11 protein-coding genes, 1 tRNA gene and 1 other RNA gene are annotated in these 9869 nt (G+C 73.1%); 8 read left to right on the top strand and 5 right to left on the bottom strand.

Annotation, left to right across the window (positions count from 1 at the left end; genetic code table 11):
- Nucleotides 1-635: NmrA family NAD(P)-binding protein (locus tag ACFQGU_RS17925; RefSeq protein ID WP_386769061.1), on the top strand; the 635-nt coding region annotated here is incomplete at its 5' end.
- Between the two features lie 59 nt (nucleotides 636-694).
- Here the strand turns inward: ACFQGU_RS17925 and ACFQGU_RS17920 are convergent.
- Nucleotides 695-782, bottom strand: a tRNA-Ser gene (locus ACFQGU_RS17920).
- A gap of 114 nt (nucleotides 783-896) precedes the next feature.
- Here ACFQGU_RS17920 and ffs point away from each other — a divergent pair.
- The 3 genes from ffs (at nucleotide 897) to ACFQGU_RS17905 (ending at nucleotide 2114) form a co-directional block, all read left to right on the top strand.
- An RNA gene (gene ffs, locus ACFQGU_RS17915) (signal recognition particle sRNA small type) lies at nucleotides 897-993 on the top strand.
- Nucleotides 994-1107: 114 nt separating this feature from the next.
- Complete coding sequence (locus ACFQGU_RS17910; protein ID WP_386769060.1) at nucleotides 1108-1470, top strand: type II toxin-antitoxin system VapB family antitoxin; 363 nt, start codon at nucleotides 1108-1110, stop codon at nucleotides 1468-1470.
- Nucleotides 1467-2114, top strand: coding sequence for a LytR C-terminal domain-containing protein (locus ACFQGU_RS17905; RefSeq protein ID WP_386769059.1), 648 nt, complete (start codon nucleotides 1467-1469; stop codon nucleotides 2112-2114). Before ACFQGU_RS17910 ends, ACFQGU_RS17905 begins: the two co-directional genes overlap by 4 nt.
- On the opposite strand, the gene ACFQGU_RS17900 is transcribed toward ACFQGU_RS17905, so the two are convergent.
- Nucleotides 2111-2248 (bottom strand): hypothetical protein, encoded by a 138-nt coding sequence (locus ACFQGU_RS17900; RefSeq protein ID WP_386769058.1) that lies wholly within the window; start codon nucleotides 2246-2248, stop codon nucleotides 2111-2113. The genes ACFQGU_RS17905 and ACFQGU_RS17900 overlap by 4 nt on opposite strands.
- Nucleotides 2249-2324: 76 nt before the next feature.
- On the opposite strand from ACFQGU_RS17900, the gene ACFQGU_RS17895 reads away from it, so the two are divergent.
- The 4 genes from ACFQGU_RS17895 (at nucleotide 2325) to ACFQGU_RS17880 (ending at nucleotide 6958) form a co-directional block, all read left to right on the top strand.
- On the top strand, nucleotides 2325-3320 hold the full coding sequence (locus ACFQGU_RS17895) for an L-threonylcarbamoyladenylate synthase (protein WP_386769057.1): 996 nt from the start codon (nucleotides 2325-2327) through the stop codon (nucleotides 3318-3320).
- A 120-nt stretch (nucleotides 3321-3440) separates the two neighbouring features.
- A complete protein-coding gene (locus ACFQGU_RS17890; protein WP_386769056.1) occupies nucleotides 3441-3875 on the top strand; it encodes a MarR family winged helix-turn-helix transcriptional regulator in 435 nt (144 codons plus the stop codon).
- Between the two features lie 5 nt (nucleotides 3876-3880).
- Nucleotides 3881-5173, top strand: coding sequence for an MFS transporter (locus ACFQGU_RS17885; RefSeq protein ID WP_386769062.1), 1293 nt, complete (start codon nucleotides 3881-3883; stop codon nucleotides 5171-5173).
- A 60-nt stretch (nucleotides 5174-5233) separates the two neighbouring features.
- Nucleotides 5234-6958 carry an alpha/beta hydrolase gene (locus ACFQGU_RS17880; RefSeq protein WP_386769055.1) on the top strand — a complete coding sequence of 575 codons (1725 nt, stop codon included), beginning with the start codon at nucleotides 5234-5236 and terminating at the stop codon, nucleotides 6956-6958.
- A gap of 19 nt (nucleotides 6959-6977) precedes the next feature.
- Here the strand turns inward: ACFQGU_RS17880 and ACFQGU_RS17875 are convergent, their stop codons facing one another.
- The 3 genes from ACFQGU_RS17875 to ACFQGU_RS17865 all read right to left on the bottom strand — a co-directional run.
- On the bottom strand, nucleotides 6978-7487 hold the full coding sequence (locus tag ACFQGU_RS17875; RefSeq protein ID WP_386769054.1) for a hypothetical protein: 510 nt from the start codon (nucleotides 7485-7487) through the stop codon (nucleotides 6978-6980).
- A gap of 42 nt (nucleotides 7488-7529) precedes the next feature.
- Nucleotides 7530-8117, bottom strand: coding sequence for an isochorismatase family protein (locus tag ACFQGU_RS17870; protein WP_386769053.1), 588 nt, complete (start codon nucleotides 8115-8117; stop codon nucleotides 7530-7532).
- Nucleotides 8118-8138: 21 nt separating this feature from the next.
- A partial coding sequence (locus tag ACFQGU_RS17865) for an NHL domain-containing thioredoxin family protein (protein WP_386769052.1) occupies nucleotides 8139-9869 on the bottom strand: 1731 nt, incomplete at its 5' end.

Here is a 9869-nt window from a genome sequence, read left to right as displayed (position 1 = left end):
TCTCGAGCGGCTCGTTCGACGACCGCGTCGGCCAGCACCGCAACGCGATCGACGCCGCGACGGCGGCCGGCGTTGAGCACGTCGTGTACACCTCCGGCCCGAAGGCCTCGACGTCCTCGATCCTGCTGCTCGCCGACCACCGCGCCACCGAGGAGGCCCTCGCTACCTCGGGCCTCGCCTGGACCGCGCTGCGCAACGGCTGGTACGTCGAGAACTACACCGCCCAGGTGCCGACGTACCTGGAGCACGGCATGGTCGGCTCGGCCGGCGAGGGCAAGGTCAGCCTCGTGCTGCGCCGCGAGCTCGGCGAGGCGGCGGCCGCCGTCCTCACCGGCGAGGGCCACGCGGGCAAGGTCTACGAGCTCGGCGGCGAGGCCGTCACGCTCACCGAGCTGGCCGCGATCCTGTCCGAGGTCACCGGCTCCTCGATCGCCTACACCGACGTCCCGGTCGAGACGTTCCAGGGGATCCTCGCCGGCGCCGGCCTGCCCGAGCCGCTGCCGCTGATCTTCTCCGACGTCGACCGCGGAATCGCCGCGGGCGAGCTGTACGTCGACCCGAGCGACCTGACCGCGCTGCTCGGCCGTCCGGCGACCGGCGTGGCCGACGCCGCGCGCGAGGCGCTGGCCGGCTGATCCGGCACGGAGCACGCGACGGGCGGGAGCGCACTGCGCTCCCGCCCGTCGTCACGTGCTGGCGGAGGATAGGGGATTCGAACCCCTGAGGGGTTTCCCCCAACACGCTTTCCAAGCGTGCGCCCTAGGCCACTAGGCGAATCCTCCGCCGCAGAGGATACGGGCGTCGGTGGGGTCATCACCAAACCGGGCTCCGGCGACTGCCCCCTGACCGACGCCGCCGGTGTTTCGGCGCCGCCCACGCCCTGGCCTATGCTTGCGGACGACCCCTCGCGTGGCGTCACCCTGCCGAACTCCCCCAGGGCCGGAAGGCAGCAAGGGTAAGCGGGCTCTGGCGGGTGCGCGGGGGGTCACCTCATGCCCGGACGCGCTGCCGGACGGCGGGCACCGAGGATCGGCCGATCGGGGCGAATCCGCGGCGCGCGACCGGCAGAGGCGGGACTCGCGCGGATCGCCGCCTAGACTCGATCAGGTGATCTTCAAGGGTGTGGGAGACGGGCGTCCGTACCCCGACCATGCCCTCACGCCCTCCGACTGGGCCGGGGTCGCCCCGCGCCAGGTGCGCCTCGCCGACCTCGTGACCACCAAGCGCATGCTCGATCTCGAGACCCTCCTCGACGAGCAGTCCACGTTCTACGGCGACCTGTTCGCGCACGTCGTGAAGTGGCAGGGCGTGCTCTACCTCGAGGACGGCCTGCACCGGGCCCTGCGTACGGCGCTGCACGGACGCCCGCTGCTGCACGCGCGGGTGCTCGACCTCGACGACCCGGGCGCGACCCGGGGTGCGGCCGGCACCACCCGTACCGTCGGAACCAGCCGTGGGGGCACCCGATGAGCATGCTGAGCGGAACGGTCATCGGACCGAGTGGCGGAGGTCCGCGGCGCCGCCGTCCCTGGGCGACGGGCCTGCTCGTCGTCCTCATGATGGCCGTGGTCTTCGGCGGCACGTACGGCGCCGTGGTGCTCCTGCGCGGCGGCGGCAACGAGCCGGGGCCGGGCAGCAGCTCGAGCAGCACGCCCGACACCTGCGTCACCGTCACCGTCACCCCCGGCGCCGCGCTCCCCGAGCCCGCCACGGTCACCGTCAACGTCTACAACGCCACCGACCGCTCGGGCCTCGCCCGCGCCACGGCCGACGAGCTCAAGGCGCGCGAGTTCGGCATCGGCGCCGTCGCCAACGACCCCCTCGGCAAGACCGTCGCCGGTGTAGCCGAGATCCGGTACGGCGAGAGCGGTCTCGACAACGCGAAGCTCCTGCGCTTCTACGCGCCGAAGGCCAAGCTCGTGAAGGACAAGCGGACCGACGCGACGGTCGACCTCGTCCTCGGCGAGAAGTGGAAGGCGGTCGCACCGCAGAAGGCGGTCGATGCCGCGCTCGCCAAGCCGGTCGCCTCGCCCGGCCCGGGATGCCCGACGCCGTCGAAGCCGGCCTCGGGCACGGCGTCGGCTAGCCCGTCCGCCACACCGTCCGCGAGCTAGCCCGGCCCTTCGCCGGAGGCCTCAGCGGCGGCGGTCGCGTCCGGCACGCGCGCGTGGGCGCGGCGGTCGTCGAGCTGCTTGCCCACGACGAGCGCCGCGAGGGCGACGGTCAGCAGCAGCACCAGCGCGGTCATAGCCACGTCATCGGCCGGTGGAGCGCCCTGCCTTGAGCCCGCGCCCCGTTCGTGAGCGAACTGCGAGGATGACGCCGTGGACCAGGCCCGGCGTGACGCGCTGCTGACGAGCGACGTCGACGCCGCCGTACGGCTGCTGCGGGCCGGCGGGCTCGTCGCCCTCCCCACCGAGACGGTCTACGGGCTCGGGGCCGACGCCGAGGACCCGGCGGCGGTCGCACGCGTCTACGCGGCCAAGGGGCGTCCGGCCGACCACCCGCTCATCGTCCACCTCGCCGACGCCGAGGCCGTGCACGACGGCTGGGCCGTCGACGTCCCGCCGTACGCGCTCCTGCTCGCAGCCGCGTGCTGGCCAGGCCCGCTCACCCTCGTGCTGCCGCGTGGGCCGCGCGCCGGCGACCACGTGACGGGCGGCCAGGGGACGGTCGGTCTGCGGGTGCCCGCGCACCCGGTGGCGCACGCGCTGCTCGTCGCCTTCGGCGGTGGCGTCGCGGCACCGAGCGCCAACCGATTCGGCCGTGTCAGCCCCACCGACTCCGCGCACGTGCTCGACGAGCTCGGCGACGTCCTCGAGCCCGGTCGCGACGCCGTCCTGGTCGGTGCCGCCAGCGACGTCGGGGTGGAGTCGACGATCGTCGACTGCACGGGCCCGGCGCCCCGGCTGCTGCGCCCCGGCGCGGTCGGCGTCGAGGAGATCGAGGCGGTCACCGGTCTGGACGTCGAGGCGGCCGATACGTCGGTGCGGGCACCAGGAACCCTCGCGGCCCACTACGCGCCGTCGGCCCAGGTCGTCCTGGCGGACGCGGCCGCGGACGCCGTCGCGGACGCCGTCGCCTCGGCGTCCGCGCCGGTCGCGCTGCTGGCCCCCGCCGACGTCGCGACACCGGCCGGGGTCGTGCGGCTGGCCTCGCCGACGGACTCCGCGGCGTACGCCCGCGCCCTGTACGCCGCCCTGCGCGAGGCCGACGCCCGTGCCGTCCGCACCGTGGTCGCGATCGCGCCCGGCGGCGGAGCGCTCGCCGACGCCGTCCTCGACCGCCTGCGCCGCGCCGCCGTCGGCTCCGCCCGCTGACTCCCCCGGCCTGATCCCACCCCATCAGGACGGGCAGCGCCGTTCACGGGCGTGTTCCGTCCTCCATTCCAACGGACAACCCGGTTGGCGATGGACCGATCGTTAGTTATGCTAACGAACATGTCTCCGAGCCCCGCCGTCACCGCCGACCTCGCGCACGACCTCCGGCTGGCCACGATGCGCCTGGCCCGACGGCTGCGTCAGCAGCGCGCCGACCACGGCATCCCGCTCGGTCAGATCAGCGTGCTCGCCACCCTCGACCGGCTCGGCCCGCTGACGCCGGGCGCCCTCGCGCAGCACGAGCAGGTGCGACCGCCGACCATGACGAAGGTGCTGGCCAACCTGGCGGAGGCCGGCCTCGTCGACCGGGTGGCCGACCCGGCCGACGGCCGCCAGCAGCTCGTGTCGCTCACGCCGAAGGCAGCCAAGATGCTCCGCGAGGACCGTCGGCGCCGCGACGAGTGGCTCGCCACCCACCTGGTCGGGCTGACCTCCCAGCAGCGCGAGGCGCTCGCGGCCGCCCTCCCCGTGCTGGAGGTGCTCGCCGACTCGTGACCCCCATGTTCCGCGCACTCGAGGTGCGCAACTACCGCCTCTACTTCGGCGGGCAGGTGCTGTCGAACGCCGGCACCTGGATGCAGCGCGTGGCCCAGGACTGGCTCGTGCTCGACCTGTCGGGCTCCTCCGGCGTCGCCCTCGGCATCACCACCGGGCTGCAGTTCCTGCCCTACCTGCTCTTCTCGCTGTGGGGCGGGACGCTCGCCGACCGCATCCCGCGCCGCAAGCTGCTCGTGGTCACGCAGGCCGTGATGGGGCTGCTGGCGATCCTCCTCGGCGTCCTCGCGCTCGCCGGCCTCGCGACGGTGGGGATCGTCTACCTCATGGCCTTCGCGCTCGGAGTGGCGAGCGCCTTCGACAACCCCGCGCGGCAGGCCTTCGTCAACGAGATCGTCGGCAAGGACTCGCTCCCGAACGCGATCGCGCTCAACAGCGCGTCGTTCAACCTCGCGCGGCTCGTCGGCCCCGCGCTCGCGGGCGTGCTCGTCGCCGTTCTCGGCAGCGGCTGGGTGTTCGTCCTCAACGGGCTGTCATTCGCCGTCACCATCGCTGCGCTGCTCGCGATGCGCACCTCCGAGCTGCGGCCGCAGCGGCGCCAGGAGGGCTCCGTCAGGCTGCGGCAGGGCCTCGCCTACGTCCGCCGCAACTCCGACATGGTGCTCGCGCTCTGCCTCGCCTTCGTCGTCGCGACGTTCGGCCTGAACTACCAGATGACCATGGCGCTCATGGCCCGGCTCGAGTACGGCGTCGGCGCCGAGGCCTTCGGCCTCATGTCGACCGCGCTCGCGCTCGGCGCCCTCGCCGGGTCGCTTCTCGCCGCTCGCCGGGTGCACGTGCCGCTGCGGCTGGTGGTCGCCTCGGCCGTCGTGTTCGGCTGCGTGGAGATCGTCGTCGGCTTCGCCCCGACGTACGCCTCGATCCTGCTGCTCCTCCCGTTCGCCGGCATCACCGCCATGACGTTCACGACGTCCGTGCAGACCTACCTGCAGAGCCGCAGCGAGGGCTGGGTCCGCGGCCGGGTGATGGGCATCTACACCCTGGTCTTCTTCGGCGGTACGCCGATCGGCGCGCCCGTGATCGGCTGGGCCGCCGAGGCCTTCGGCCCACGCTCCGGCCTGATCGGCGGCGGCGTGCTCACGGCGTTCTTCAGCGCACTCGCCGCGGTGGTGTACCGGCGGCATCGACGTGCGCGGGGATCCGGGGCGGAGATCGTGGGCGAGCCCGGGACGGTCGTGCGGGTGGACGCGCGCACGGTGCTCGACCCGGTGGCACAGCCACCCACCACGCCCATCTGAACTGCCACGTTTCACGGGTACACGTCCGGCCGCCTCGCACGTCGCCCTAGTCTCATCGCCGTGAGCAGCGACGCATCCGGTGGCGGCAGCACCCTGACCGACGACACCGGCGACAGCGCCCCGGCCGGTCCGGCCACGCCGGCGGCACGCCGCCCCTGGTGGAAGCGCCCGAACTTCCTCGGCATCTTCATGGCCGTCACGAGCTTCGGCTGGGCGCTGACCCCGTCGCTGCTGCCCCGCCCCTGGATCTTCGAGGGTGTCATCGCGGGCCTCGGCGCCGCGCTCGGCTACGGCCTCGGCTGTCTCATCAGCTGGCTGATCCGCCTCACGCCGCTGCGCGAGTTCTCGCCGCGGTTCAAGACGTGGGCCTGGCGCGTGCTCGCGATCTGGGCCGTCCTGCTCGTGATCACGAACCTGCTGCTCGGCACGTACTGGCAGAACGGCGTGCGCGAGGCCGTCGGGTTCGAGGACGAGGGCTACCTCTGGGCGCTCGTGGTCGGGGTCGTCGCCATCCCGACCGCGATCGGCGCGGTGTTCGTCGGCAGGGGCCTACGCCGGCTCAACCGCTGGGTCGGGTCCAAGCTCGACCGCTGGCTGCCCGCCCCGGTGGCGTTCGTCCTCGCCTCGCTCGTGATCGCGCTCCTGGTCTACCTCGCCGTCACGGACGTGCTGTTCAAGGGCTTCTCCGCGCTGGCCGACCGGTTGTACTCCGGAAGCCTCACCTCGACCGCCGAGGGCGTGACCGAGCCGCAGCAGCCCGAGGTGTCCGGCTCGCCGCAGTCTCTGATCGCGTGGGACAGCCTCGGATTCGAGGGTCGCAACTTCGTCGCGCGCGGCCCGAGCGCCGAGGAGCTCACGGCGTTCAACGGCGAGCCGGCGAAGACCCCGGTACGCGTGTACGCCGGCCTCAACAGCGCCGACACCCCGCAGGCTCGCGCGGCGCTCGCGGTGCAGGACCTCGAGCGCGCAGGCGGCTTCGACCGCGCGGCACTGTTCGTGTGCGGTACTACGGGCACCGGCTGGATCGAGCCGCAGACCGCCAACGCGCTGGAGTACCAGTGGAACGGCGACTCCGCGATCGTGGGTATCCAGTACTCGTACCTGCCGTCGTGGATCTCGACCCTCGTCGACGTCGACGATGCCCGGGCGGCCGGACAGGCCGTCTGGACTGCGGTGTACGACAAGGTGCAGACGCTTCCCGAGGCGTCGCGGCCGAAGCTGTTCGGCTGCGGCCTGTCGCTCGGATCGTTCTCGCTGCAGTCGGCGTTCCCGGACGCGGCGTCGATCTCGGCGCAGAGCGACGGCGCGGTGTTCGTCGGCACGCCGAACTTCAGCCAGCCGTGGGGCCAGATCGCTGCGGACCGCGAGACCGGAAGCCCGCAGTGGCAGCCGGTCTACGAGGGTGGCCAGACCGTGCGGTTCGCCGGCGTCGTGGACGACATGGCGAAGCCGGCCGGGCCGTGGGGAGACCCGAAGGTGCTGTACGTCCAGCATGCCAACGACTCCGTCGTGTGGTGGTCCCCCGCGCTGATCGCGCAGCAGCCGGACTGGCTCAAGGAGCCTCCGGGCCCGGGCCGGAGCCCGGACATGCGGTGGTACCCCGTGATCACGTTCCTGCAGGTGACGGTCGACCAGTTCATGGGAGTCGCCGTGCCTCAGGGGCAGGGTCACAACTACGGCGACTCCATGGCCGGGTTCTGGGCCGAGGTGTCTGAGCCGCCGGGCTGGACGGCGGACGACAGCACCCGCCTGACCGCCCTCATCCCCACCCTCGACAACTACTGACCCGTGCAGGGCGCCGCGGTCAGTGGCCGACGGCGGTCTTGAGCACCATGAGCAGGCCCACCAGCACCAGCAGGCCGACGAGGTAGCCGAGCGCCTGCCGACGGTCGCGCGCGGGTCGGACGGCGCGGTAGCCCACCAGACCGACGAGCACGAGCAGCAGCACCTCGCTCACAGTGGTGCCGACGTCGGCGCCGAGCAGGAGGGGCGGGATCGCCGCCCCCACGACGATCGGCAGCCCGCCGATCGCCTGTGCCCGCAGCAGGCGGAGGCTCGCGTCGCTGAGCAGGCCCTGGTTCACCAGCCGGCTCGAGAGACGGAACGCCACGTGGTGGGCGAGGAGCAGGCCGAGCCCCGTGAGGAACACCGTGATCGCGACGCGGATGTTGGCACCCTCGGCGCTCGGCGTCGGCGTCGCGAGGAGCACGGCGAGGATCGAAAGGCTCTGGTACAGCGCCATCGTCACGACCTCGCGCGCCGCCTCGACGCGCAGATCGTCGTGGCCCGGCTCGGGAGAGGCGTCGTCGTCCATGACCGTCAGTGTGGCGGACGGCAGGCGACAACGAGGCGAGGGTCAGAGCGAGAAGCCGGGCGGCGTGGCGAGGTCCGGGTGCGCGGCGTCGAACGCGCGCACGCTCGGCAGGTCGCGCAGCCACTCGTAGTAGAGCTCCTTCGCCGACAGCAGCTCCACGCCCTCCGCCCGCAGGCGCGCGATGCCGTTCACGTGCCCCGCCCCGGCCGAGTAGACGGCGTCGTGGACCACGACCACGCGGACACCGGCCGCACTCCATCCGATCGCGGAGTGCGCCACGCAGACGTCGGTCTCGAGGCCCACGAGCACGACCGCTGACCGGCCGTGACGCCTGACGGCTAAGTCGATCTCCGGGTTCGCGTCGGCCCCGAAGACCTGCTTGACGAGCACCGGGGAGGCTGGCGGCAGCACGCGTGTGATGGCTTCGTACGTCGGGCCGTTGGTGGGCGCGTCCTCCTCGGTCAGCACGGCCGGCGCACCGAGCGCGGAGGCGAGGCCCGCGACCCACGCCGCCCGGTCGAGCGCGGACGCGAACTGGGCCCGGTCGACGTCGAGGCGCGACGGCGGGTAGAAGCCCGGCTGCGCGTCGATGACCACGAGGACGCAGTCGCTCACGTCGAGGTGCGGCATGACGCGAGCCTAGCCGCGCGGTCAGGCGTCGAGACCCGCCAGCACGAGCGCCAGGCGCGAGCCGCCCTCGGCCGTGAGTCGTACCGGCACACCCCAGTCCTGCTGGTGCACATGGCAGGCAGGGAACTCGGCCGCACCCGGAGCGTCCGGGTCGTCGCACGACGCCGCACGCACCGACACATGCAGCACACCGGACTCGGCACCTGTCGCCGCCGGGTCGGCGAGCACCAGCCCGCGCCGCAGGTCGGTGCCGCTGCCCGTGCCGTCCACGAGCAGCGAGGGCGGTGACGCCGACACCACGAGGTACGTCGAGGGCCCGTACCGGTCGTCGAGCTTCTGACCGGCGGGAGGCGTGAACAGCACCTCGAGGTCGAGCGGTCCGGGAGCGACATCGGTCGGTGGCCGCCGGGTGCGGTACGCCGTCCCCTCGACGCGCAGGGCCTCGTCCGGCAGCGCGATGCGCACGAGCCGGTGCGCGGCCGACTCGACGACGAGCAGCACGTGGCCCCGGGTGTCGTCGGCGACCACCGCGAGATCGCTCGGCTCGGCGAGACCTGTTGCGAGCGTGGAGACCTCGCGGGTCGCGGGGTCGAAGCGACGCACCGCCCCGTTGTAGGTGTCGGCGATGGCCACCGAGCCGTCGGGCAGCTCGCACACACCCAGCGGGTGCTGGAGCAGCGCCTGCTCGGCCGCGCCGTCCCGGTGGCCGAAGTCGAACAGGCCGGCACCGATCTCGGTGGCGACGAGCCCGTTGCGCACCCGGCGCAGCGCCGAGGTCTCCGAGTCCGCGAGCCACAGCGTGCTGCCCTCGGCGCTCGTCGCGAGCCCGCTGGTCTGCGCGAACCATGCGTGCGGCAGCTCGCCGTCGACGAGACCCTCGTTGGTGGTGCCGGCGTACGCGTGCACCTCGCCGGTCGCGAGGTCGAGCCGGTCGAGGCGGTGCACGCCGGCCATCGCGATGAGGACGCCGTCGTCGAACCACGCGACGTCCCACGGGCTCGAGAGCGCGACGTCGAGCGCGGCGCCAGAGGTCGGCTCGCCCTGCATCCACTGAGCGCCGGTGCCCGCGAGGGTGCGCACCTCGCCAGTCGCCAGAACCACACCGCGGATCGCGTGGTTCACGGTGTCGGCCACGATCACGTCGTACCCCACCCGCTCGGCGACGGCGGGCGGCAGCAGGAGCAGGCCGTTCGGCTCGGAGAACTGGGCTGTCCCGGCCGGGCCATCGATGAGACCCCTTGCGCCCGAACCGATCCGGCGGATGAGCGTCTCACCGTCCGCATCGAGATGGGCGAGGGAGTGGTGCGCCGTGTCGCTCACCAGCAGCGTGCCGTCATCGAGCACCAGCACCTTGCCGGGGAACGACAGGAGGTCGTCGCTGGGCGGGGGCGCGACGTACGGCCCGTCTCCGCGGTGCAGGGTGCCCTTGCCCTCGTGCTCGGCCACGAGCTCGGCGATCAAGGCGTCGAGCGCGTGGGCGTGGCCCTCGCCGCTCATCTGCGCCACGACGTAGCCCTCGGGGTCGACGACGGTGAGGGTCGGCCACGCGCGGACGGCGTACTGCTTCCACGTCTCGAGGTCGGGGTCGTCGAGCACCGGGTGGTGGACGCCGTACCTCTCGACCGCCGCGACGACCGCTGCGTGCTCGGCCTCGTGCACGAACTTCGGCGAGTGGACGCCGATGGTCACGAGGACGTCGGCGTACTTCTCCTCGAGCGGGCGCAGCTCGTCGAGCACGTGCAGGCAGTTCAC

Origin of the sequence: Longivirga aurantiaca (assembly GCF_042660085.1) — a bacterium.
Taxonomy (GTDB): domain Bacteria; phylum Actinomycetota; class Actinomycetes; order S36-B12; family CAIYMF01; genus Longivirga; species Longivirga aurantiaca.
Note: the sequence above shows the minus strand (reverse complement) of the source record. Positions and strands in the feature narration are given on the sequence as shown.

Bases quoted from the DNA above. Each gene is read 5' to 3' on its own strand.
- ACFQGU_RS17905 (WP_386769059.1), top strand. From the start codon at position 1,467: ATGAGCATGCTGAGCGGAACGGTCATCGGACCGAGTGGCGGAGGTCCG.
- ACFQGU_RS17900 (WP_386769058.1), bottom strand. From the start codon at position 2,248: ATGACCGCGCTGGTGCTGCTGCTGACCGTCGCCCTCGCGGCGCTCGTC.
- ACFQGU_RS17890 (WP_386769056.1), top strand. From the start codon at position 3,441: ATGTCTCCGAGCCCCGCCGTCACCGCCGACCTCGCGCACGACCTCCGG.
- ACFQGU_RS17885 (WP_386769062.1), top strand. From the start codon at position 3,881: ATGTTCCGCGCACTCGAGGTGCGCAACTACCGCCTCTACTTCGGCGGG.
- ACFQGU_RS17875 (WP_386769054.1), bottom strand. From the start codon at position 7,487: ATGGACGACGACGCCTCTCCCGAGCCGGGCCACGACGATCTGCGCGTC.
- ACFQGU_RS17870 (WP_386769053.1), bottom strand. From the start codon at position 8,117: ATGCCGCACCTCGACGTGAGCGACTGCGTCCTCGTGGTCATCGACGCG.